The sequence below is a fragment of the Streptomyces sp. NPDC000941 genome, from assembly GCF_053599555.1.
Genome location: NZ_JBSFMM010000031.1, coordinates 38,926 through 64,116, shown reverse-complemented (window position 1 = coordinate 64,116; position 25,191 = coordinate 38,926). Strand labels below are relative to the sequence as shown.

Below are 25,191 nucleotides of genomic sequence, written 5' to 3'. Positions count from 1 at the left end.
CGTTGTTGACCGCCGACCCCCTGATCACGGCGTGGACGGTGTCGCCGTCGGCCAGCGCGTCCTCCAGCCGCTTGAGCACCACCACCCCGACCCCGGTACCGAACACGGTCCCTCGCGCGTCGGCGTCGAACGGCCGCACATGGCCATCCGGTGAGAGGAACGAGCCCTCCTGATGGAGATAGCCCGCGATATGCGGCGCGTTGACGTTGGCCGCTCCCGAAAGCGCCATATCGCATTCGTGGTTCAGCAGCCCCAGGCACGCGGTGTGCACGGCCACCAGAGCCGTCGAGCACGCGGTGCGCAGAGAGAGGCTGGGGCCCTTGAGGTCCAGCTTGTAGGACACCCGGGTGGACAGGAAGCCGAGTTCGTTGGCGACCAGGAGCTGGGTGAGCCCCATGGTGTCCCTGAGGTGCGGGTCCTGCTCGACGAGCGGTAGATATCGGTTGGCCCCCGCCCCCGCGTAGACGCCGATGCTGCCGTCGTAGCGCGCCGCGTCGTACCCGGCGTGTTCCAGCGACTCCCACGCCGTCTCCAGAAACAGCCGGTGCTGTGGGTCCATGACCCGCGCCTCGGCGGCCGTGTAGCCGAAGAACTCGGCGTCGAAGAGGTCCACGCCGTCGAAGCGAGCGACCGCTCGCACATAGCCGGGCTGGTTGAACACGTCCGGTGCGACCCCGGCCGAGAGCAGTTCCTCGTCGCTCAGCGGCACGATCGACTCCACGCCGTCCCGCAGATTCGCCCAGAACTCCGTCAGATTCCGCGCACCGGGAAACCGGCCGGCCATCCCTACGATCGCGATGCCCCCACGGCCGCCGTCCCCGCCCCGCGCCGTGCTCACAGGCTCTCGCCAAGTCCGTCGATGAGCCTGCTCAGCATGCGCACGGTGGGCCCCTCGTAGACGATGGTCAGCGGGACCGCCACGGCCAGGTCCTGGCGCAACCGGTGCACCACCTGGAGGCCGAGCAGTGAACTCCCGCCCAGCTCGAAGAAGTTGTCGTGCACCCCGACGCTCTTGAGGCCCAGCAGCCCCTGCCAGATCTCCGCCACCTGCTCCTCCGTATCGCTGCTCGGAGCGACATAGGGATTGCGCAGGGTGGGGCGTTCATGGCGGCGGGTGGCAGATGGCGCGTCCTCGACCGGTCCGGCGGCCCACAGCCTTCGGCGGTGTTCCACATCGGCGGTGGAGACGACCAGGTGAGGCTGCGGGGAGGTGTTCAGGAGCTCGTCGAACGCGCGACGCCCCTCCTCGGGCGTCAGGGCCAGCTCCCGGATCGCGGCCCCGAAGCCGCTGTCGTCCTGGGCCCGCTGGGTGAAGAGCCATGCGTCCCAGTTGATGCTCGACCACGGTCGGTCGGCGCAGTGATGGCGCTGGGCGAACACGTCGAGCACGGCGTTGGCGGAGGCGTACGCGCCAAAGCCCAGGCCACCGAGGATCGCGGAGATGGAAGAGGACAGCAGCGCGAAATCGAGGCGCTGGTCGGCGAGCATGTCCTCCAGCACCAGCGGACCGTAGAGCTTGGGACCGAAGTGCCAGGCGCTTTCGTCGTCCCCCAGCTCGGACACCGACCGATGTGCGGCGGGACCGGTCGTGCCGGCACAGTGCAGCACACCGTCGAATGCGCCGAACCGCCGCAGTACCGCTTCCTTCAACGCACCCATGGCCCGGGCGTCGATGACATCGGCGGCGGCCACCATCACCTCGGAGCCCAGCCCCCCGATGGCGCGTACGGCCTCGATCGCGGACCGGATCCGCGCCGGATGCTCCGGATCGTCCCAGTCGGCCCGCGGCGGCAGGCCCGTACGGCCGGTGAGGACGAGGCGTACGGGCTCCCGCTCGGCGAGGGCGCGCGCCATCAGGAGGCCGATCTTGCCCAGCCCTCCGGTGATCAGATACACGCCGTTCCGCCGGACCGCAGGTGCCGCGAGCGGGGGGAGGTCGCACGGGACGTACGTGGGCACCCATCGATGCCGACCGCGCAGGGCGACGGTCCGCTCGACCGGCTCCTGGCCCAGGACCTCCAGAAGTTTCCCGACCGTGGCCCGGGGTGCCTCCGCACCGTCGAGATGGAGGTCCACCTGCGCACACATCAGCGACGGATACTCCTGGGCGAGGACCTTGGCCACCCCCTGCACCGCCGCTTTCGGCGGGCACAGCGGCTCGTTCCCCACCACTGAGAAGACCTCGTTCGTCACCAGGTCCCAGCGCTGCGGCCGCAGCATCACATCCGCCTCGGCCGCCTGGGCCCAGCGCACCAGGCTGTCGTACGAGCGTCGCAGCAGCCCCGCGACATCCTCGGCGGACCGGGTCCGGTCGGCGTCGTGGCCGATGCCCCAGCAGTGCACCACGCGGTCCGGCAGGGCGCCGTCCGCCCGCAGCGCGGCGGCGAGCCGGGCGTAGTGCTCCGGCTGCGCCGGGTCCACCACATATCCGTCCTCACCCCGCACGGCCCACGTGTCGCCCGCCGCCACCGTCCGTACGTCGGCCCCGAGGTCGGCCAGGCGTAGGGCCAGCTCCGAGCCGACCCCGGTCTCGTCGGCGAACACGAGCCATTTGTGGGCGGCGAGTGCAGCGGGCGAGCCGGCCGTGGCGGCCGGCAGCCGTTGCCAGGACGGCGCGTAGAACCATTTCGACACGTCGTGGTGTCGGCGCGGCGCGGAGCTCGTCGTGGGCGCCGAAACATCCGGCTCCAGCCAGTATGTGCGGCGCTCGAAGGGGTACGTGGGCAGCTGCACACGGGTCCCTCCCTCCGTACGGGGGAAGGGGTCCTCGCGTCCCGCGAGCCACAGCCGTCCGGCCGCGCGGAGCATTGTCGCCCGATCGGACTGGCTCTCGAAGGGACCGGGCAGGGACGGGACCACGGTCCGGTCGGTCCCGGACCCGGCCGGATGCTGAAGGGCCCCGGTGGTGAGCGTCTGGCCCGGGCCGATCTCGACCAGTGCGATGTCCGGTACGCCCCACAGGGTGTGCAGCCCGTCGGCGAAACGCACCGGGGTGCGGACGTGTTCCGCCCAGTAGTCGGGAGAGGTGGCCTCCTCGTCGGTGATCCACGTACCACTCACATTGGAGATGAAGGGGACCGTCGGCCGGCTGAGCCGGATCTTCTGGAGCAGCGCCCGGCAGGGTGCGACGACAGGATCGAGGACCGGTGAGTGGAACGCGTGTCGGCTCGTCAGCCGACGCGACATCAGCCCGGCGTCACGCAGCTGATGTGCGGCGTGTTCCACCGCGGCGAGAGTTCCGGACAGGACGGACGTCTGCGGGCCGTTGAGCGCGGCGAGATGGAGGTCGTCACTCGTGTACCGGCGGGCCTCCTCCTCGGCCAACGGCACGGCGAGCATCGCCCCCTCGCCCTGTTTCTCGATGAGCGTGGCGCGCTCGACCACGAAACGCAGCGCGTCGGGCAGGGAGAACACCCCGGCCGCACAGGCCGCCACGTACTCGCCGAGACTGTGGCCGATCATGGCATCCGGCCGTACGCCCCACGCGTCCCAGAGCGCGACCAGCGCGTACTCCAGTGTGAACAGGGCGGCGTGGCCCGGACGAGGCTCGTCGAGCGGATGCTCACCGCGCTCCGGTTGCAGAAGCATCTGCCTGAACTCGGCCTGCGCCCCGCCCTCCGCGGCGGGCCTGCCGCCGGTGTCCGCGGTGAGCATCAACGGGCGGATGTCCTGGCCCAGCAGCGGCTCCAGCAGGCTCGCGCAGCGGTCCACGGTGTTCCTGAACGCGGGCTCGCGCGCGTAGAGCCCACGCGCCATCCCCGGGAAGTGGGCGCCGAACCCGGTGAACATGAACCCCACGGGGCGATGGGCCACATCCGGCGCCGTGCCACTGAGCAGCCTCCCATCGTCCCGCGCCTCGAGCGCGCCGATGGCGTCGTCGGTGTCCGCACAGACCAGGGTGCGGCGGTACGGGAAGTGGCTGCGGCCGTCGCGGAGGGTGAAGGCGATGTCCGGGAGCGACTGGCCGGGGTGGGCGCGCAGATGTGTCAGCAGCCGGTCCGTGGCCGATTCAAGGGCCTCCGGGGTCTTGGCGGAGAGGACCAGCAACTGCTCCTGATCGGCGGCCTGCCCGATGCCGGCGATCTGCCCGATGCCGGCGGTCTGCCCGGTGTCCTTCGCCTTCTGCGGCGCCTGCTCGAGGACCACATGCGCGTTGGTCCCGCCGAGGCCGAAGGAGCTGACGGCCGCGCGCCGCGGACCGTCTCCCTCGGGCCAGGGCCGCAGTTCGGTGTTCACGTGGAAAGGGCTGTCCGCCAGACCGAGCCGGGGGTTGGGCTCCGTGAAATGAAGGCTCGGCGGGATCTGCCCGTGTTCGACGGCGAGAACCGTCTTGATGAGTCCGGCCACCCCCGCGGCCGAGTCCAGATGGCCGATGTTGCTCTTCACCGAGCCGAGCGCACAATGACCGGTCGGCACCCCCTCGTACGCCGCCGTGAGCGCGGCTACCTCGATGGGGTCGCCGAGCGCGGTGGCGGAGCCGTGCACCTCCAGATACCGGATGCTCTCGGGCGCCACATCGGCGTTGGCGAGCGCAGTGGAGATCACCTTGGCCTGGGTGACGGCACTGGGCGCGCTGAAACCCGCCCGGTTGGCGCCGTCGTTGTTGACCGCCGCCCCCTTGATGATGGCATGAATGTGGTCGTTGTCGGTGATCGCGTCCTTGAGACGCTTGAGCACGACCATGCCGACACCGTCGCCCCCGACCGTTCCGCGCGCTTCGACATCGAAGGTGCGGCAGAGGCCGTCGGGGGAGAGGATGCCGTCCTGGCTGTACAGATAGCCGTTGCGCCGCATGCCGTCCACCGAGACACCACCCGCCAGGGCCATATCGCACTGGTAGGCCAGCAGGCTCTGACACGCCTGGACGACGGCCACCAGGGAGGTGGAGCAGGCCGACTGCACCGTCACGCTGGGGCCTTCGAGGCCCAGTTTGTACGAGACCCTGCTGCTGAGGAAGTCGGGCCGGTTGCCGATCACGAGTTCCTTGTCGCTCATCGTCTCGTGGGCGCCGGGGCGCGTACCGATGTTGAACAGCAGATATGTGTTGTGACCCGCGCCCGCGTAGACGCCGACGAGTCCGTCGTAGCGTCCCGGGGCGTGCCCGGCGCTCTCCAGCGCCTCCCAGGCGCACTCCAAGAGCACCCGGTGTTGCGGGTCCATGAGCTCGGCCTCCCGGGGGGAGTAGCCGAAGAACGCCGCGTCGAACGTTTCGCTGCCTTCGAGCGGATAGCCGGCGCGGACGAACCGGGGGTCGTCGAGCGTACGGGGGTCCACGCCACGCGCGGCGAGATCTTCCTTGTCGAAGCGGGTGACCGCGCATTCCCCTGCCTTGAGGTTGCGCCAGAACGCGTCGATGTCCCCGGCCTTCGGGAAACGCCCGGACATCCCCACGATCGCGATGTCCAGACTGTCCTCGTCGAGGTCGTCCTCGAACTCGCCGTAAGCTCCGGGAGACTGCTCACTCATGCTGACCTCGTCTCGCTCGCAACTGCTGTTGGCGGCGTTTCAACAACGCGTTCTGCTGGACCCCCTCGGACTGCCGCTCGGAACGGGGATGCCCCGGGCGACGTTGCTGCCCGGACAGGAGCGCGGCCTGCGCCCGCACGGTGGTGTGCTGGAACAGCGACAGCAACTCCACTTCCCGGCCGGCCGCGGCCTGCAGCCGGTGCTGGAGCTCGACCAGCAGCAGGGAGTGCCCTCCGACGTCGAAGAAGTTCTGGTCGGCCCGTACGCTCTCGGTGTGCAGTACGTCCTGCCACACCGCGGCCACGACCCGCTCCAGCTCGTTCGCGAGAGGGAGCGCGGGGCCCTCGCCCGCGTCGGGGGCGGCCGGGGCGGGCAGCGCCGTGCGGTCGACCTTGCCGTGAGCCGACAGGGGGATACGGGGCAGGACGACCAGCGACTGCGGGACCATATGCGGTGACAGCCGTTCGTACAGATGCCGTTCGAGCTCGGGGCGGCCGACCGCGCCCGGGCCCACCGTCTCGTAGTACGCCACGATCCGCCGGTCACCGGGCTTGTCCTCGCGTACGACCGTCGCGGCGTTCCGTACCCCGGGGTGGCTGTTGAGCGCGGCGTCGATCTCGCCCAGGTCCACGCGGAAGCCGCGGACCTTGATCTGGTCGTCGCGCCGCCCCAGGAACGCGATCGTGCCATCGGCGAGCCGCCGGACCATGTCGCCCGTGCGATACAGCCGGGAGCCTTCCGGAGCATCGGGGCCGAAGGCGGTCGCGGTGAGGTCGTCGCGGCGGTGGTAGCCGCGGGCGAGGTGGGCGCCACCGATGAGGAGTTCACCGGCCACACCGGCGGGCAGCGCACGGCCCGCCTCGTCGACGACATGGGCCTGGGTGCCGGGCAGCGGGACACCCAGGGGCGCCGTGTCCCACTCGGCGTCCAGATGCTCGGAAACGTCGAGAGCGAGCACGCCAACCGTGGTCTCGGTGGGGCCGTAGTGATTGAACACCCGGCAGCTGGGCGCGCTCCGCTGGATGTCCCGTAACCAGCGCCAATCCGATGCCTCGCCGCCGACGACGAGCAGTCGGCGGGGCAGCAACTCGGCGAAGCGGGGCGAGGACTGGAGGGCACGCAGATGGGAGGGCGCGATCTTCAGAAAGTCGACGCCCCACCTGGCCGCCCAGTCCGCCAGCCTGTTCGCGTCCAGGGCGGTGTCCCGGGCGATGAGATGCAGCTCACCGCCCGTGCACAGTGGCGGGGTCAGCATGGTCACACTGGAGTCCACCGTCAGCGGTTGCACCATGGCGCAGCGCATCGGCCCATCGATCCCGAACCGGCGGATGACGGCCTTGGTGTAGCTGACCAGCTGACGGTTCTCCACCACCACCCCCTTCGGCCTGCCTGTGGAGCCGGAGGTGTAGAGCAGATAGGCGGCGTGTGACAGGGCACCGGGTGCGACGGCCGTGTTCTGTGCGGGCCTGCCCCGCAAGGCGGTCCACGCCGTGTCGAGTGCGACGATCCGGTACGTCTCCAGGTCCCCCGGCTCGGCCGCTCCCGCCACCACAAGGGTGCTGACGCCCGCGTCGCCGAGGATGTCCTCCCTGCGCTTGACGGGGTCACGCGGATCCACGGGTACGTAGGCGCCCCCCGCCTTGAGGATGCCGAGGACCGCCACCACCATCTCCGGACAGCGCTCCATGCGGATGCCGACGGTGGCTTCGGGGCCGACGCCCAGTTCGCGTAACAGGTGGGCCAGCTGATTGGCCCTGGCATTGAGCTCTCGGTACGTCAGGGTTGTGCCGTCGGCCCGCAGCGCGAGGGCGTCCGGGGTACGGGCGGCCTGCTCCTCGAAGAGCTGGGAGAACGTCCGGTCCGGCGGATCGGCCGCGACGCTGTTCAGCTCGTCGACGATGCGTTCCTCGTCCGCGGTGAGCAGGGGCAGCTCGGCCACCGGCCGATCGGGGTCCTCGGCCACGCCGAGGAGCAGTGTGCTGAGGTGTCCGACGGCGCGGCGCGCTGTGGACTCGTCGAACACATCGGTGGCAAAGAGCAGGTGGCCGGATAGCCGGTCCCCGTCATCCGTCAGATGGAGGGCCAGATCACCCACGATGGCGGGGCTGTACTCCGGCCGGTACGCCATGGTGAGGCCGGCCACATCGCTGCCGATCCGTGGGGCGTCCCGGTACGAGAATCCGGGACGGCCGAGCGCGGCGCCGTGTCCGGCGGTGGCTGCCTCCGACTGCCGCCGCACCTCGCGGACCAGTTCCCGAAACGGCAGCGCGGCGTGGATCGCGCACCGTACCGCGACCTCTGACTCGAAGCAGCCCAGTACACCGGCGTCGTCCGGGTGGCTGCGGCCCGGAGCCGGAACGGAGACGATCAGATCCGTCTGCCCGCTGTAGCGGTGCAGCAGCACCAGATACGCTGCCAGCAGCGCCGAGTCGAGGCCGTCGCCCTCCCATGTGCGCAGTGTTGTCGAGGCCGGTTCGGGGATGTCGAAGGGCACGACCTGGGCGCGCAGATCGCGGTGGAGGGGGACCGGCCGGTCCCAGGGGAGCTCCGGCGCGGGGGGTGGTTCGGGGGTGTTCTCCGGGGGGTGCGGCGCTGGGGCCTGCGGCTCCGGGACGTACGACGCTGCGGCCTGCGGTGGGGTGTCAGGCTGGTCGGTGACTCGCGCCTCGTAGGCGGCAGCGGTCTGCGACACCAGAAGCTCCAGCGACGCTCGGTCGCACACCAGACGGTGCGTCACCACCACGAGGAAGTGTTCCCGCTCCCCGCCCCGGATCAGACCGGCCCGGACGAGTGGCCCCCGCGCCGGGTCGAAGGGGGCCCGTACGGTGTCGGCCACCAACTCGTCGACTCGACGGGTGCGTTCACTCCGTGGGAGTGGACAGACGTCATGGTGTGTGACGGGTATGTCGGGTCGGGCGCCGAGCGGCATTTTTGGGGTGCCGTCCACCGCGTCGAAGCGAGCGCCGATCGACGGGTGTCGCGACAGGACCGAACGAAACGCGGAAACCAGCGCGCCCGGGTCGAGGGTGCCGTGCAGTTCCAGTCGGCAGGCCATATGCGGAAGCGGGCTGTCCCGTACCAGTCGGCTCAGCAGCCACGCCTGCTCCTGCGCGGGCGACAGGGCCGGTGGGGAAGAGGGATGCGTCATGAGACTGCCTCATAACTGGACCGCGTCGTCGGCCGGATGGTGGACGCGACTGCTCCAGCGGCCGAGGAGCGTCTGGTGGATCTGCGTCGTCCCCTCGATGATCTCCATGACCTTGGCGTCGCGGAACGGACGCGCGACCGGCGAGTCGCCGCCGATGCCGCATGCCCCGTGGATCTGCACCGCGTCGGAGGCCACGCGATTGGCCATGGTGGAGGAGAAGTACTTGGCGACCAGCGTCTGATGGACGGCGTCCGCGGCCCTGGTCTCCTTCGCGACCCCGGCCTCCCAGCACAGCAGCCGTGCCGCCCGTACGCCGGTGATCATGTCGGCGAGCATGCGCTGCACCAGTTGATGCTCCATGATCACGCTGTCGTACTGCGTGCGCTTCTCGGCGTACCCGGTCGACGCGTCGAGGCACGCCTGGGCGAGTCCCACGCACCCCCATGCGGTGCTGTAACGGCCGATGTCGAGCGCGGACGACGCGACGAACGCGAGCCCCGAGCCGGGGCGGCCGACCATGGCGTCCGAGGGGATACGGCAGTCGTCGAAAGTGATGCGGGCCAGCATCGAGCCCCGCAGGCCGAGCAGGTTTCGCAGCGGTTCGACATATATGCCCGGAGAGTCGCGGTCCACCAGAAAAGCGGTGTGGTGCCCTTCGTACTGGGCGAATACCAGAAAGGCATCGGCGAGTTGACCGAAGCTGATCCATTCCTTCACGCCGTTCAGCACCAGATCAGGGCCGTCGGGCCGCGCCTCGGTCGTTACGCTCTTGGCGTCGCTGCCCACTCCGGGTTCCGTGAGGGCGAACGCGAGGACGGCCTCGCCCGCGGCGACGGCCGGAAGCCAGCGTGCGCGCTGCGCGGGCGTACCCCACTTCCAGATGGAGTGGGACACCATGTCCTCGACGGCGACGAAATTGCGCACCGTGGAGCAGGCCCGCCCCATCTCCTCGGACATCAGGCCGTAGGTCACGGTGTCCCTGGCCGAGCCGCCCCAGTCCGCCGGCAACAGCGAGGAGATCCATCCTTCATCCGCGAGGTCCTTGACAATCGGCCGCGGAAGTTCCTGTTCCGCGTCGCACATATCCGCCCGGGGCGCCAGGGCCGTATCCGCGAACTTCCGGAACCGCCTCCAGTCCTCTCGCTGTCCCGTCGTCAGCTGGCTGATCATCAGTGGTTTCTCCGCTCTTTGGGGTGAAGGCACTGTTCAGCAGCCCCGTGGTGAGCGCGGCGGTGGGCGCTCCAGGCTCGGGGAGGTCGGGCGTGGGCCAAGAAGGGCCAACGGCCGATGAGGTTGAAGAGGAACATGTCATAACATGTCATTCGGGCTGAGTCGGCCCGATGCAATGGCGTCGCCGCTCTGGTCGGCTGTTCCCACAGGTTCCTGCTGTGTCAAGCGGAACGGGGTGATCCGAGTCAGCCGCGCCAATTCCCAATATCGGGCGGCGTCTTTATGGGCGGAACTCTTTCAACAAACATGCGCGATGAGGTCGCTCAGGCCCGTCACTCCACAACAGCTAAAGAGGCTAACCCATGCTTCGGTAGGCTGCAATGCTTCCGGCAAAGCTGATGGGAAGGAGGGGAAGGTGTCAAATGGAAGGTTATGCGGAGAGGCGTCGCCCATCGCCGTCTGGACCTATACGAAGCCCAGACGACGATGCGAGCGTCATTCTTCTCCCGTTTCTCCCGCTTCTCCCAGGGCAGTTGTCAGGCGCCGGTCCGGACCGGGGTCAGCCGGAGTACGGTGCCCTCACCGTTGGCCGACAGGAGCAGGGAGCCCTCCGGGGCGACGGCGAGGCCGGCGAACCGGATGGCCATTCCCGGCAGGCCGCCGGCGAACAGCGCGGGCTGGGCGCGGGGGACGACGCCCGGGGGCGGTCCGACCGGTAGGTCCTCCGCGTCGATTCTGCTTTCCCCCGTGGTGAGTGAGATCGCCCGGAGCCTGCGGTGATCGGTCTCCACGGTGAACAGCTCGTCACCCAGGACCACCAGGCCCTGCGGCGCCCCGAGACCGTCCGCGACGGTCACCGTCTCCCCGTCGTCGATCCGGTGCACCACCCCGAGCCGGTCGTCACTCACATAGCAGCGCCCCTCCTCGTCGAAGGCCACGTCCACGGGGTGATCGAGCCCTTCGGCGAGCGGAGTGATGGTGCCGTTGTCGTCGATGGCCACGACCCGGCCGGCGCCCGCCTCGGCGACGACGAGCGAGCCGTCCGGCCCCACGGCGATCCCCAGGGGCTGCTTCAGCCCGGATGCCCGGTTCCGGGTGGTCCTGTGCACCGGGTCGTGGGTGTGGACGTCACCGAACTGCGAGGTGAGGTGCAGCAGTTCGCCGTCGGCGGCGATCCCATGGGAGAAGCACAGGAAGGCGGACGTGGCCACGGTGCCCGGCTCGTCGTCGACGGAGACTTCGGCGGAGACTGCGGGGCTCGCCAGCCGGTAGTGGTCGGCCGCGTACACCGTGCCACCGAGATCGACCGTCACCCCGTAGGGCCCGTCGAGCCCGCGTGGCACGATCTCGCGGGTCCTGCCGTCGGAGTGCATCTCCATGATGCCGCCGCTGGCGTAGCTGGAGAGGAACATTCTGTTCTCGGTGTCGAACGCCGCGTTGTCCAGGCCCACCACACCGCTGTGGACGAGCGCCCGGGACCCGGTGCCGTGCACATCGATGCGGGTCACGATGCCTTCCACGCCCCGCGACAGGACATGCAGCACACCGCCCTGGTCGAAGCGGACCGCGACCGGCTGGTGCACATCCTCCGCGACCACCTCGGGCGTACCGCCGTCCGGCGGTATCCGCCAGACCTGGCCGCTGAGCATATGCGGATAGTAGAGATGGCCGTCCGGGCCGAGCTGCATCGCATTGCCCATGGCCAGCCCCTCGGTGAGTACCACCGGGCCACCGCCGTCGGGGAAGAGTTCCATCAGGCGGCCGTCGGGTTTCATCTCGTTGATGAAGAGCCGGTCGCCGATGCAGGTGATGCCGTTGGGGTTGGTGACCTCGTCGGACACGAGGGTGTACGCCCCCTCGGGGCTGCGGCGCCACACCCGGCCGGGGACCAGGTCGGTGATGTACATCGAGCCGTCCGCCCCGAAGGCGAGGTCGTCCGGTGACTGGACCGGACTGTCCATCGGCACGATCACCTCGACGTCCCCGGTGGCAGGGTCGACGGCGCTGATCTGCCCGGCGAGGAACTGGGCGACGTACAGCCGCTCGTCGGGTCCGAAGGCGACTCCGTTGGAACCCCACAGCCGGTTGGGCTGGTTGAGCCGCTTCACCTCCCAACGGCTGCTGGTGGCTCGGCTGCGGCCGGTCGCGTCGAACCGGCTGGGTGACACCATCGCGTCGTTGCCCACCTTCTCGGAACTCCCGGTCTTCACTGGGCCTCGACCAGGACGTCGTTCATCCCGTCGTCCGCACCACGCCAGCGTCGCAGCAACTCATGGAAAGCGACCGGGCCGTCGCCGTAGGACTCGCTCCGTTTACGCGGTTGCCCCTCGTTGTTGTAGTAGCCGGGGGTACACTCGGCGTGGAATTTCTGCAGGTCAGCGGCGCTCTGGCGGATTGTCGCCACCCATTGGTCCTGTGCCGTGACGGTCGGCTCGACATACCGGGCCCGGCGCTTGCGCGCCTCGGCGACGACCTCGGCGATATGGCGCGCCTGCTCGTCGAGGACGTGGACGAAATTGACGGCGCTGGCGTTCTGCACCGGGCCGAGCTGGAAGAGGTTGGGGAAGCCGTGGCTGTAGAAACCGTGCAGTGTCCGCGGACCCTCCTTCCAGGAGTCCATCAGGGACACCCCGCCCCTGCCGTACACCGGGAGCTTCCCGGACATGACCCCCGAGACGCCGACCTCGAATCCGGTCGCGAAGACGATGCAGTCGACGTCGTACTCCACCCCGCCGACGACCACCGCGCTATCGGTGATCCGTTCCACGCCATGGGTGTCGGCCGTGTCCACCAGGGTGACATTGGGCCGGTTGAAGGTCTGGAGATAGGTGTCACTGAACGTGGGCCGCTTGCACATATAGCGGTACCAGGGCTTGAGCTTTTCCGCCGTTTCCGGGTCTTCCACGAGGGCGTCCACGCGGGCCCGCAACTCGTTCATCTTCTGGAAGTCGGAGATCTCGTAGGCGCGTTCCCGTTCCTCGGGCTCGATGTGGGCATAGCTGTTGGTCGGGATCATCTTCTCGTACAGCCGGGCACTGCTGGTCCAGGCGTCGTTCACCAGGTCCTCGTCGGCCCGTACGCCCGTGACGACCTTGAGGAAGTTCTCCATGCGCCGCCGCTGCCAGCCCGGCCCGAGCGACTCGGCCCACTTCGGCTCGGTGGGCCGGTTGTCGCGCACATCCACCGAGGACGGTGTGCGCTGGAATACGTACAGGTGTCGTGCGTCGGCCCCGAGATGCGGCACAGCCTGGATGGCGGTCGCGCCCGTGCCGATGAGGGCCACGCGCTTGTCGGCGAGCTTGTCCAGGCCGCCACCCGCGTCTCCGCCGGTATAGGCGTAGTCCCAGCGGCTGGTGTGGAATGTGTGCCCCTTAAAGCTTTCGATCCCGGGGATGCCGGGAAGCTTGGGCCGGCTGAGGGTCCCGCCGGCCACCGCGACGAAGCGCGCCCGCATCTCATCACCGCGGTCGGTGGAGACGATCCACTCCGACTCGGCCTCGTCCCAGCGCAGTTCGGTGGCCTGCGTCTGGAAGCAGGCGTCGTCGTAGAGGTGGAAGCGGCGCGCGATGGCGCAGGCGTGCAGCCGGATCTCCTCTCCCGGCGCGTACCGCCACTTCGGGACGTATCCGACTTCCTCCAGCAGTGGCATATAGATGTACGACTCGATATCGCAGTGGATGCCCGGGTAGCGGTTCCAGTACCAGGTGCCGCCGAAGTCGCCGCCCTTCTCGATCACTCGGATCGACTCCACGCCGGCCTGGCGCAGCCGCGCCGCGGCGAGAAGGCCGCCGAACCCGCCGCCGATGACCAGCGCTTCGACCCGGTCGCGCAGCGGTTCGCGGGTGAACCCACGGTCGGCGTGGGGGTCGTCCTCGAAGTAGCCGAACTGGCCGGTGGTGCTCTGGTACTGGGCCTTGCCGTCGGGGCGGATCCGGCGGTCGCGCTCGGTGCGGTAGCGGGATCGCAACTCGTCCGGATCGAAGCCGAGTTGCCCGGGGTAGGAGGGGGTGAGGCCGGGGGGTGTGGGGGGAACACCACTCACGAGGGAAAGTCTCCTTGCTCCATGATTGCGGTCTGCGCGTCAGTCAACCCAGCGCACTTCGATAAGTCAACCGACTGATTTAATTTTGGCCACGATGCCTGCCACGATGCCTGCCACGGCGGCGGCGAGGCCGGGCGCGGATCAGGAACCAGATCAGGAAGACGCGCGTACGACAAGTCGCGGCACGATCACCGTCTCGCGCGCCTGGGCGCCGGTCATCAGCGCGGCGACCTGCTGCACCGCGGCCCGGCCGAGGAGTTCCTTGTCGACTAGCAGGGTGGTCAGCGGTGGGTCCACCAGTCGGCTGAGGGTCAACCCGTCGCAACCGACGAACGCGCAGTCCTCCGGCACGCTCACCCCGCGGTCGCGGGCGCGGCGCATGGCGCCGATGGCGATCAGGTCGTTGTACGCGAGCACGGCCGTCGCCCCGAAACCGGTGTCCAGCACATCGTCCATGGCCGCCGCGCCACCGCCGAGGGAGTTGACGGCCGGGAACACCCATCCCTCCTCGGCGGGCAGCCCGAACTCCGTGGCGGCCCGGAGGAACAGCGAGTGCCGGGTGCCGCGGTCCCCGGCGTCCGGGCGTCCGCGGTCGTCGAGCATCGCGATCCGGCGGTGGCCGCGCTCCACGAGGTGGCCGACCGCCTGGCGCATCCCGGTGGCGAAGTCGATCCGCCCCCCGCTCACCGCCGGTGGCCGGTGCTCGTTGTCGAGCAGCACGAAGGGCATACCGGAGCGTTGGACGAGCTCGATGGCGGCGGGGTCGAGCAGAAAGGCGACACAGGCGTCCACATGGTCCACCACGGTCGCGGCCACCGCGGTCTCCCGTTCCAGGGCGGACCCGGTGCTGTAGACGGCGACCTGCCAGCCGCGCTCGTCGGCCGCCGCCAGCACGCCGGAGACCACCTCGGGGAAGAAGGGGTTGAGCACATCCGCGATGACAAGGCCCAGCGTGGTGAGCCCCGGGCCGACCATGCCACGGGCGAAGCGGCTGGGGCGGTAGCCCATGGCCTGGGCCACCTCGAGCACCCGCTGCCGGGTGGCGGGGTCGATCTCCGGTTTGTCGTTGACCGCGCGGGAGACGGTCTGCCGGGACACCCCGGCCGAACGTGCCACGTCGTCGATGGTGATACGGCGCCGCCTGGCGTTCGGGGGCACGGCCCCACCCCTCTCCCACCCCGCGTACGTGGCGTACGAGAGCGCTCACGTGAACGCTCCCGCCCCGATCATCGCCGCGGCGGCGACGGGCGTCAATGGACCGCATCCGCGTAACATCCCGCCGTTTCCCACATATTGACACGGCGGCCGACTGGGCCGGACAGTGCTCCGTGAACGCTCACGGGAACGTTCACGGAGGACAGGACATGCCCACGCTGAGGATCCCGCTCCGCCCCCTACACATCCCTACAGCCCGAGCAGCCCGCGCCGCGCGCACGTGGTGGCGCACCCTGTGCGCGGCACTCGTACTCGCCCTGGCCGTCGGCCTTCTCTCCGCCCCCGCGGCCGACGCCGAGGTCCAGCATCCGCGGCAGGAGTGGCTGCGCGCGTCCACCGCCGGCCTCTTTCTGCACTGGGGCATGTTCACCTACCCCAAGCACCAGAACTGCCAAGAGTGGGAGCGCGATGTCACCGAGGGCGGCTGGAGCGCGGACTACTGGGTGGACGAGGCGCGTAAGCTCGGCGCCTCGTACATCGTGCTGGCGACCTTCCACAGTCGGCTGGGCTACGCCCGCCCCTGGCCCTCGAAGATCCCCGGCAGCTGTGCCACCGAGCGCGATCTGCTCGGCGAACTGGTCGCCGCGGGCAAGGCCAAGGGCGTGCACATCATCCTCTACATGACCGACGATCCGCAGTGGCACAACGAGTCGGGCACCGAGACCCTGGACTCGGCCGCCTACTCGGCGTACAAGGGCCAGCAGGTCGACCTGACCACGCGCCGCGGCTTCGGCATGTTCAGCTACGACCTGTTCTTCGAGGTCATGCAGAACTACCCGGACCTGTCGGGCTTCTGGATCGACAACGACAACGAGTACTGGGAGGAGAAGGGCCTCTACGAGCAGATCCGTGAGCGCCGACCGTCCTGGCTGCTGAGCAACAACAACGAGGACACGCCGATCATGGACACGGTCAGCAACGAACAGAAGACCGGCATGACCCCGGCGTACGACTACCCCGCCGCCGTGACCGTCCCCATGCCACGGCTGACCGAGGCCGACTACAAGCTGCCGACCACCGGCGACTGGTGGTACGACGGCGGCGACCACCAGGTCGACGCCCGGCTCAGCACCGGCCGTTACATCACCAACGCCGGGGCCTCCATCAAATCGCTCATGGCCGAGACACCGATGGTGAACGGCAAACTGCCGCCACAGCAGGAGGAGTTCAACGACTTCATGGGCCGGTGGGTGGAGCCCGTCCGGGAGTCGGTGTACGGCGTCGAGGGCGGCGGCTATATGTACGGCGGTATGCAGCCCGGCTTCTGGAACGACGGCGCCCACGGCGTGGTCACCGTGGGCCGGGGCGAGGACGGCGACCGCACCCAGTATGTACACGTGGTCACACGGCCGCGGACCGATCTGGTGCGGCTGCGCGACAACGGCTACACGGTGCGCCGCGTCACCGACCTGCGCACCGGCGAGGCGATGCGCTTCAGCCAGTCCGGTGGCCACCTGTCGATCCTCGGCATCAGCGACTGGGATCCGTACGACACGGTGTTCAAGGTCGAGACCGACGGCCGTCAGCCCTACTACCCGCAGTCCGGCGTCGACGCCACCGCCTCGTCCGCGCGCGCCGGACACCCGGCGGCCGACCTCGCCGACGGAAACCACGAGACCTACTGGGACAGCGACGGCGAGCTGCCCGTCTCCGTCACGCTCGACCTCGGCGCCCGCAAACGCGCCACGGCGCTGGCGGTGAACCAGCGCGAATGGTCCCCGACGCACGCACGGTCGTCCTTCGGCCGCCCCGAGGACTCCGCCCGCATCAAGGACTACCGCGTCTACGCCAGTGGCGACGGCAAGCGCTGGACGCAGGTGCGCGCGGGCGCGCTGCGCAGCGCCCGCGGGGTGCAGACCATCGACATCGGTGACCAAGACGCCCGCTATCTCAAGCTGGAGGCACGCAGCCTGTGGGGCGGCCCGCAGGCGCCGGAGTTCTTCGACCAGCTGCGCATCGACGAGATCAAGGTGGCGTACGGCCGCCCGAAGCCCACCCGCACCCCGCTGCCGCTGGAGGCCGAGGCACGGGAGAACCGGCTGACGGGCGCGGCCCGCTCCGGCGAGTGCGGCGCCTGCTCGGGTGCGCGGCGGGTCGTCGGGCTCGGTGGGGGCCTGCGCAACTCCGTGACGTACCGCGACGTCCGCGCCCCCGAGGACGGCGACTACCGGCTTCAGCTCGACCACACCGCGGTGGCCACCTCCTCCCTGTCCGTGAGCGTCAATGGCGCGGCGCCGGTCGAGGTGCCCGTCGTCGCGAACAACCCCGACAGGGCAGGAGGGGTGCCGGAGAGCACGGCGGTCTCCGTGCCGCTGAAGGCCGGCGCCAACACCGTACGGATCTTCTCCACGGCCGCCCGCGGTCCCGGCCTCGACCGGATCGCGGTCGCGCCGCTGCCCCCGGCCTCGTACACGCCCAAGACCACGCTCACCGTCCGGCCACACGGTCTGCAGTGGGTCGGCCCCGGTCAGCGGTCGATCACCGTCACGGCGTCGCTCCGGCTCGACGACGACGAGCAGCTCGACGGCGTCAGCCTCGCCCCGCGGCTGCCGGCCGGCTGGACCGCGGACGGCGGCCCGGTCACGGCCCGGTCGCTGCGGCTCGGCCAGACGCTGACGGGCAGCTGGACCCTCACCTCGCCACCCGGCCAGGACGCCGGCTCGCCCGACATCCCCGTCACGGCGGACTTCACGCTGCTCGGCCGGCAGAAGTCCGTATCGGACCCCGTCCGGGTGCGGCCGCTGCCCGCCGGCCGGATCTGGGCGCGCGAGGCGGAGGACTCGGCCAACCAGCTCGGCAGCACCGGCATCACGAGCTGCGGACCCTGCTCCGGGGCCGAGAAGGTGCGCAACATCGGCGGCAGTGAGCAGGCGGCCGTGTCCTTCCCCGACGTCGTCGTCCCCGACGGCGGGCAGCGCACGCTCTACCTCGACTACACGGTCAACGGCACCCGCTCGTTCCAGATCAGCGTCAACGGCGGCCCGCCGACCGTGGTGACGGTGACCGACACCGGGAACACCACCCCGCGTACGACCTCCGTCCCCATCACCCTGAAACCCGGCGCCAACACGATCGAGATCTCCAACGCCACCGAGTCCGCCCCGGACCTCGACCGGATCTCCCTCGGCTGAGTCCGAGCGCTGACCAAGGTCGCGAAAGGGTTCTGGAACGCTCCTGGAACACCGACGACGCCGAGGAGTCAGGCCATGCACCCCAGACCTTCCCGCCGCTCCGCGCTGCGCACCGGCGGTCTGCTGGCGGCAGGCGCGCTGCTTCCCCAACTGACCGCCGCCGCGGGGTCCGCATACGCGGCCGCCCCGTACACCGGGGCATGGAGCCCGGTGCCGAAGATCCTGGCCCGGATCAGGCCGCCCGCCTTCCCCCGCCGGACCTTCCCCGTCACCGACTACGGCGCGGTCGGCGACGGGCGGACGATGAACACCGAGGCGTTCCGGGCCGCCGTCGCCGACTGCCACCGCGTCGGTGGCGGCCATGTCCTCGTCCCCGAAGGGCGCTTCCTCACCGGCGCGATCCATCTGCGCAGCGGCGTGGACCTGCACGTCACCGAGGGCGCCACCATCGCCTTCAGCCCCGATCCGCGCGACTTCCTGCCGGCGGTGTTCACCCGCTGGGAGGGCACCGAGTGCTACAACTACTCACCCTTCATCTACGCCTACGGTGAGCGCGACGTCGCCGTCACCGGTCGCGGCACACTCGACGGGCAGGCGCGGCTCGGGCCGTGGGAGAGCTGGTACCGCACCAGCGGACTGCAGGGTCCCGACCAGAGCCTGCTGCGCCAGATGGGCTCCACCGGGGTGCCGGTGGCCGAGCGTGTCTTCGGCGACGGCCACTATCTGCGGCCGAAGATGGTGCAGTTCTACCGCTGCCGCAATGTCCTGGTCAGCGGTCTGACCATCGTCGACCCGCCGATGTGGACCGTGCACCCCGTGCTGTCGCACAACGTCACCGTGCGCGATGTCACCGTGGACAGCACGCTCTACAACACCGACGGATGCGATCCGGAGTGCTGCTCCGACGTGCTCATCACCGGCTGCCGTTTCAACACCAACGACGACTGCGTCGCCGTCAAGTCCGGCCGCGACGAGGACGGCCACCGCGTCGGCGTGGAGAGCCGGAACATCGTCGTACGCGACTGCCGGTTCTCCGGCCGCTGGGGCGGGATGACGGTGGGCAGTGAGATGTCCGGCGGGGTGCGCGATGTCTTCGCCGAGAACTGCGAGATCAACTCGCCGGACTTCCCCGGCCGCTACCCCGTCAAGCACGCGCTGTACGTCAAGGCGAGCAAGAAGCGCGGCGGCTATATCGACGGATTGCACATCCGGAACTTCACCGGGCAGAACGTCGAGCGCGATGTGGTGTTCGTGAACATGAACTACAACGGTGGCGAGGGCGGGACGCTGCCGGTGTCCGTGCGGAACATCCACATGGACCGGATGGAGATCGACAACGCCCGCGCCGTACTGCAACTGGTCGGCCTGGAGACCGACCATCTGCGGGGCGTCAGCCTCTCCCGTTCCACATTCACGGGCATCCTCAACCCCGACAGCATCGCCTACACCGACGAACTGACTTTCCGGCGGGTCTACGTCAACGGCCAGGAGCTCCCGCTCCCAAGGCGTTAGCCGGTGTCGTCCACTGGACGCGCGTACCGCACAGGGACACCACGACCGCCGAAGCGGCCACGACGCCCAGGCCCCACACCAGACTGCTGGAGTTCGCCACGAAGCCGATGACCGGGGGCCCGGCCAGCAGGCCCGTCGTGCCCATGGCGGCGACCAGGGCCAGAGCGTCCGGGCCCTGCTTCGCCGCGGCGACATAGACGCAAGGGGTCACGGCCGCGATGCCGAGGCCGACGCAGGAGAACCCGAGCAGGGCCGGAACCACACCGCCGCTCAGCAGGGCGAGGGCCAGCCCCGCCCCGGCCAGGGCGCTGCCGAGGACGACGACCCGCCCATCGCCCCAGCGCTCGCGCCAGCCGTCGGCGAACAGCCGGGCCAGGACCATCATGCCCGAGACGACGGCGATCCCCAGGGGCGCCAGCTGTGCCGACGCCTTGACGACATCCGTCATATAGAGGGCCGACCAGTCGTTGATGGCGCCCTCGGTGACGGTGCCGAAGACCATGGCGCAGCACATCCACAGCGTCATACGGGTCGGCAGGGACCATCCGCTGCGGCTCATCGTCTCGTCCCGCTTCTCCTCGGCGGCCTCGTCCTCCGCCAGCAGCCTGGTGCGGGCGTAGCCGAACAGGAGCAGCAGGACGACGGCGGCCACGCCGAAGTGCACGGCGACCGTCGAGGTCATCGCGTTCACACCGGAGGCCAGGAGGGCGGCGAGCAGCGAGCCGCCGCTGAACGTCGCGTGCAGTTTGGCCATGGCGTTGCGCTTGTGCCGGACTTCGAGCGCGGCGCCCTGTGCGTTCATGGCGACGTTCAGACAGCCCACGAGCACCCCGTCGCAGCACACGACGGCCAGGGCGACGGGGTAGTTCGGCGCCATGGCCAGGGCGATGAGCACCAGCGTCAGGCCCAGGGCCGACAGCAGCGCGAGGCGCTGTGAGCCCAGCCGCCTCATCAGCATCGACACAAGGGGGAACGACACACTCGCGCCGACCCCCGCGGCCATCAGCAGAAAGCCCACCTCCGCGGCCGTCAGGCCGAGATCGGCCTTGAGGGCGGGGATGCGCGAGGCCCAGGTGGCGTACTGGAAGCCGAGCGAGCAGAACAGCGCGGCGATCGCCAGTTGGCTCCGGTAGAAGGGATCTCGGACCCGCGGTATGTGGATCAAACCTGCTCCTTCTGCGATGACGCGCCATGAGCGGACACGCCGGACGGCACCGCCCTCGACATGTAGATGACGTCCGGGCCATAGCCGTCCGGGGGGACGACCTCCTGGTGGGCGGTGAAGCCACGCGCCGACCAGTACGTCGCGCTGCCCCCGACGGCGACCAGCGAGATCTGCTCGTATCCGTGTGCCCTGGCGGACGCGGTGAGGTGGCGCAGCAGGCGCCGTCCCAGCCCCCTGCGCCGGAAGTTCTCCGCGATGACCAGGTCGTGCAGATGCAGATTGGTGGACGGGTACGCGGTCTCCTCGGGCCGTTCCAGGTCCGGGTACCGGTACATCGGATAGGGCAGCGCCAGCGCATAGCCCACCAGATGGGGGCCCACCTCCAGCGCGCGGCAGGTGGCGGGCGATACGCGCGCGCGGGATTCGAGCGCCACCCGTCCCTCGGACAGGCCGAGGCCGGTGTAGGTGTGGGACTCCAGCGCCGTGATGCCGTCCCAGTCGTGCTCTGCGATATGGCGGATGCGCACCTCGTCGTTCATCCGGCACATGCCTTTCCGGACCCGCCGGACCTGCCGGACTCGTCCGTGGCGCCGCCGTCGATGCAGGTGTAGGGGAGCGGGCCGAAGCCGTTGAAGCCCTGGGTCATATAGCTGATCGCATACGCGCCGCAGGACAGCACCCAGACCGGGTCGCCCGACGCCAGCGCCTCGGGCACCTGGACCAGGCCGCGCTCGTGGTGGTAGGCGTCATCGCTGTCGCAGGTGGGTCCGGCCACGACGGCGGGCACATGGCGGGTGCCGGGGCCGCCGTGGGTGGGGAAGACGAGCGGGTACTGCAACTCGTCCATCTCGTACAGGCCGTTGAACTTGCCGCAGCTCAGATACAGCCAGTACTGGCGCCGCCCGTCGGGGCCCCGCCGCGCGGACAGCCGGGACACATGCGCCCGGATGGCTCCCTGTCCGGCGACGAGGTAGCGGCCCGGCTCCACGATGAAGCCGAGGTGGTGTCCGCCGATGGTGCGCAGGTGGGCCATGCCCTCCCGGATGACGGCGAACAACTTGTCGATCGGGGGATCGAGCGGCCTGCCGTGTTTGTCGAGACAGCCCGGGACGGGGAGGCCGCCGCCGAGGTTGATGTGGTCCAGGGTGATCCCGTGGCGGTCCAGGGTGGCCAGGACGTCCGCGAGACGTTCGAAGGCGTCGCGCCAGGCCTCGGGTGTCATCTGCTGCGAGCCGACGTGTACGGAGAGGCCGGAGGGCACCAGACCCAGCTTCCGCGCCGTTTCCAGGATGGTCACCGCGTCGGCGGTCGAGCATCCGTACTTGTCGCTCAGCGCCCAGAGCGCTCCTCGTGTGTCGGTGGTGAGCCTGCAGAACACCCGGGCGCCGGGGGCGTGTTCGGCGATGGCCGCCACGTCCTCCAGGCTGTCGGTCGCGAAGTCCCTGATGCCGAGCCGGTGGGCGTCGGCGATGTTCCGGTCGGACTTCACGGTGTTCCCGTAGTGCACTCTGCCGATCGGCACACCCGCCCGCAGCGCCTGTTCCATCTCCGGGACGCTCGCCGCGTCGACCCCGGCGCCCGCCCCGGCCAGCTGGGCCAGCACCTCGTCGACCGGGCATGCCTTCATCGCGAAGCGGACGGCTGCCCCGGGCAACTCCCGGAGCAGGGACTCGTAGCGCTCCTCGATTCCGGTGAGGTCGAAGACGATCCGGTCGTCGGTGGTGGCCGCGAGCGCGGCGGACAAGCGTATGCCCACTGCAGGCTCTGTGCCTGCTATGCCCTCGTGCGTCATCGTGACCTTCGCCCCGGACGTTCCGGAGCCTGTGCGAGGGCGGTGTCGCGGGCCGCCCGTACCAGCGCCTCCCACACCTCGACCAGCAGGGCGAAGTCGGCGATGTCGCTCTGCGCCTCGTCGAGCAGACGCTCGCGGCGCGACGCCAGGAAGGCGGCGAAGGTGGCGTATCTGCCACCGAGCTTCCGGTACGCGGCCTCGATGGTGTCGAGGCGCTGGACGTTCTCCGCCTGGTCGAGCAGGGTGCTCTTCCTGGCCAGCTCGGCGATGGCGGACGCCCGAACCTGTCCTTGGTCGTCGAGGAGCGCTTCGCCGGCCTCGGCCATCTCGTCGTAGAGGAAGTTGAAGTAGAGCATCGAGAGGAAGAACTTGGTGAACCGCAGCTGGTAGGCCATGAACCCCGGGTCGGTGCGGCGTTCCCCGGTGTAGAAGTTCACGATGTGGCGGTTGTGCAGCACGCCGGGCAGCGCGGCGGCGTGGACCAGGTGGATGAGGAAGTAGTCGCTGCCGATGGTGTCGGTGGCGGGTGGCAGCGGTACTCGTTCATGCACCTGGTGGAAGCTGATGTTGCACATGTCCACATGCATCGGGTCGACGACGGTCAAGGTCGTCCGGTCGCCGGTGAACGGGCCGGTCCCAGGCCCCTGGAAGGACTCCTCGACGAGTTCCCGCTTCTGCTCGTCCGACCAGTGGCCGGGCGCCCACAGGCCGACCACGTCGTAGTAGACCTCCGGATCGAGCCGGCGGATCTCGTCGATGTCCACGGACAGCTCGCCCAGGAAGGAGCCGGCCACCATCGCCACCCGCTTGTGGGTGTTCTCGGGAGCGAGCGCCGTCTCACCGACACCGTGCGCCGCGTCGGCCGCGCGCTTGCCGAGCGACAGGAGCTCCTGGTGGACGGGGAACACGGTCTCGCCGCGCAGCACCTGGTAGCGGCTGTCGGAGTCCCTGCGGTGGACGGATTCGCATCCGAGGGCCACGGAGATCAGGAACGCGCGGTTGGTGCAGGCGCCGTAGGAGAGCCGGGCCGGAAGCATGAGGTCGAGCAGCAGCTCATGCTTGGTGTGCTCGGTCCGGTGAATCACCCGGCGCAGGAAGTCGCGCTGCTCCGCCTCGTCGAGGTGGTGGACGACGACGCGCGGCACCCCGTGCGCGGAGCTCAGAGCCCGTGCGTGTTCCGGATACGCGTCGGAGGAGTCCAGGACGAGCAGCTGCACCTCGACGTCGAAGTGCGCGGCCGCGTAGGCGGCTTCCTCACCGATGGCGGTGACCATCGCGGGGCACGCCCGGTTGGTGGGGAGTGTCAGGCAGATGCGTCGCACGCTGCTTCCTCGCCGCTTCGCTCGCCTTGGTTGGTGTCCGTCCCGTCCCACGAGGTGAGCCCGAGCAGCTTGGCGCCCAGATCGTCCAGCGTGGCGGTGCCGTACCTGAGGGCTTCGGGTTTGTCGGCGTCGCCGAGCAGGGTGCCGTTCCAGGTGGGCGTGGTGAGGTGGCGCCATGACTCGACTCGCGAACGCCGCAGCTCCTCGTGGGATTCGAGGGCGGGCATCATCGCGAGGTACTGGACCGCCCGTACGCCGTTCTGCGAGGTGTTGGGCGCCACTCCATGCGCCAGCAGCCCGTTCCAGATGAGCAGGTCCCCGGCCTCGAGCTGCGGCCGTACGACGGGCATCTCGGCCCGGTCGATCTTCGGCCGGATCGGATCGCGGTCGGCCGGCTGGAACGCCCGCCAGTGGTCGAACTGGTGGAACAACTCGGGGCAGCACTGGAAGCCGCCGAGCTCCGGTTCGGTGTCATGGAGGGCGATGATGCCCTGGACCCGCTGCGGCAGCACACTGAGCGTGGTGTCGACATCCCAGTGGAGTGTGATGTCGAACCCCCGCTCCGTGGGGGCGATCAGGGCCCGGTCGCGGTTCTTGACGTTCGGCGGGTTCAGGTTCAGCCGGTCCAGGCTGACCCACAGCTCCTCGCAGTCCCAGACGTCCACGAACGCGTCGTAGACCCGCTGCGTCTGGCGGCTGTCCCAGATGAGCTGGTGGTGGTATGCCTCGACGAACCCGTAGATATGCAGCTCACGGTCCAGGTCGGAGCGCCACTCGCGGTCCTGGTACCAGGTGTCCGGGCGGTCGGGGTCGAGCCCCTGGAAGTCCCAGGTGAAGTCCAGTAACCGGCGCGCCGCCGAGGCGGGGATCGCCTGCTTCACCACGACATAGCCGTAGGTCTGCCAGAAGGCGAAGTCGTCCTCGGACAACACGCGCAACTGGTGGGTCTTGGTGAGGTCCCGCAGCTGGGCCCGGGCGAGGTAGGTCTCGCCGTCCGAGCTGAAGTAGGGGACGTCCGAGGGGGACCGGAACAAGTAATGGTCGGGCTTGGGCATGCAGTGCTCCAAAACGTGCCGGGGCGTAGTGTTCACTGCGCTCCGTGAGGTACTGACGCCTTCATAAAAATGGACTAGACCATATACGTTGTCAACAAGGGAATTCCCTAGGCCTGTTGGCAGCGGCCCCGGCGGTCGGCGCCTTGACACCGGCGATTCGACTGGGCGACGAT

Annotated in this window: 14 protein-coding genes; 2 read left to right on the top strand and 12 right to left on the bottom strand. The window is 69.6% G+C overall.

From position 1 onward, the window contains the following. The 7 genes from ACWDSL_RS13080 to ACWDSL_RS13050 all read right to left on the bottom strand — a co-directional run. Positions 1-784, bottom strand: a 784-nt coding sequence (locus tag ACWDSL_RS13080) for a beta-ketoacyl [acyl carrier protein] synthase domain-containing protein (RefSeq protein ID WP_450484699.1), incomplete at its 3' end; no start/stop codon positions are given. A 50-nt stretch (positions 785-834) separates the two neighbouring features. Further along, positions 835-5,466, bottom strand: a complete 4,632-nt coding sequence (locus tag ACWDSL_RS13075) for a beta-ketoacyl synthase N-terminal-like domain-containing protein (RefSeq protein WP_450484697.1) — start codon at positions 5,464-5,466, stop codon at positions 835-837. Further along, positions 5,459-8,614 (bottom strand): non-ribosomal peptide synthetase, encoded by a 3,156-nt coding sequence (locus ACWDSL_RS13070; RefSeq protein ID WP_450484695.1) that lies wholly within the window; start codon positions 8,612-8,614, stop codon positions 5,459-5,461. Before ACWDSL_RS13070 ends, ACWDSL_RS13075 begins: the two co-directional genes overlap by 8 nt. A gap of 9 nt (positions 8,615-8,623) precedes the next feature. After that, complete coding sequence (locus ACWDSL_RS13065) at positions 8,624-9,784, bottom strand: acyl-CoA dehydrogenase family protein (RefSeq protein WP_450484693.1); 1,161 nt, start codon at positions 9,782-9,784, stop codon at positions 8,624-8,626. 536 nt (positions 9,785-10,320) lie between these two features. Then, positions 10,321-11,955: a hypothetical protein gene (locus ACWDSL_RS13060; RefSeq protein ID WP_450484691.1), complete on the bottom strand. Its 1,635-nt coding sequence runs from the start codon at positions 11,953-11,955 to the stop codon at positions 10,321-10,323. Positions 11,956-11,990: 35 nt separating this feature from the next. Then, positions 11,991-13,826 (bottom strand): flavin-containing monooxygenase, encoded by a 1,836-nt coding sequence (locus ACWDSL_RS13055; protein ID WP_450484689.1) that lies wholly within the window; start codon positions 13,824-13,826, stop codon positions 11,991-11,993. Positions 13,827-13,979: 153 nt separating this feature from the next. After that, positions 13,980-14,984, bottom strand: coding sequence for a LacI family DNA-binding transcriptional regulator (locus tag ACWDSL_RS13050; RefSeq protein WP_450484687.1), 1,005 nt, complete (start codon positions 14,982-14,984; stop codon positions 13,980-13,982). Positions 14,985-15,190: 206 nt separating this feature from the next. Between ACWDSL_RS13050 and ACWDSL_RS13045 the strand changes: the two genes are divergently transcribed. Continuing rightward, the gene (locus tag ACWDSL_RS13045; protein ID WP_450484685.1) at positions 15,191-18,172 is read left to right on the top strand and encodes an alpha-L-fucosidase; all 2,982 of its coding nucleotides are present in this window, start codon (positions 15,191-15,193) and stop codon (positions 18,170-18,172) included. Between the two features lie 75 nt (positions 18,173-18,247). Beyond that, complete coding sequence (locus ACWDSL_RS13040; RefSeq protein WP_450484683.1) at positions 18,248-19,684, top strand: glycoside hydrolase family 28 protein; 1,437 nt, start codon at positions 18,248-18,250, stop codon at positions 19,682-19,684. Here ACWDSL_RS13040 and ACWDSL_RS13035 read toward each other — a convergent pair. Genes ACWDSL_RS13035 through ACWDSL_RS13015 form a run of 5 tightly spaced genes read right to left on the bottom strand, consistent with a single transcriptional unit; the run spans position 19,650 to position 25,018 of the window. Then, entirely contained in the window at positions 19,650-20,849 is a 1,200-nt protein-coding gene (locus ACWDSL_RS13035) for an MFS transporter (RefSeq protein ID WP_450484681.1), read from the bottom strand. The genes ACWDSL_RS13040 and ACWDSL_RS13035 overlap by 35 nt on opposite strands. Continuing rightward, positions 20,846-21,388, bottom strand: coding sequence for a GNAT family N-acetyltransferase (locus ACWDSL_RS13030; RefSeq protein ID WP_450484679.1), 543 nt, complete (start codon positions 21,386-21,388; stop codon positions 20,846-20,848). The genes ACWDSL_RS13035 and ACWDSL_RS13030 overlap by 4 nt, the downstream gene beginning before the upstream one ends. Next, positions 21,385-22,641 carry a type III PLP-dependent enzyme gene (locus tag ACWDSL_RS13025; RefSeq protein ID WP_450484677.1) on the bottom strand — a complete coding sequence of 419 codons (1,257 nt, stop codon included), beginning with the start codon at positions 22,639-22,641 and terminating at the stop codon, positions 21,385-21,387. The genes ACWDSL_RS13030 and ACWDSL_RS13025 overlap by 4 nt, the downstream gene beginning before the upstream one ends. Then, complete coding sequence (locus ACWDSL_RS13020) at positions 22,638-23,963, bottom strand: DUF6271 family protein (RefSeq protein ID WP_450484675.1); 1,326 nt, start codon at positions 23,961-23,963, stop codon at positions 22,638-22,640. The genes ACWDSL_RS13025 and ACWDSL_RS13020 overlap by 4 nt, the downstream gene beginning before the upstream one ends. Further along, positions 23,945-25,018 (bottom strand): phytanoyl-CoA dioxygenase family protein, encoded by a 1,074-nt coding sequence (locus ACWDSL_RS13015; protein ID WP_450484673.1) that lies wholly within the window; start codon positions 25,016-25,018, stop codon positions 23,945-23,947. The genes ACWDSL_RS13020 and ACWDSL_RS13015 overlap by 19 nt, the downstream gene beginning before the upstream one ends. Positions 25,019-25,191: the final 173 nt, after the last annotated feature.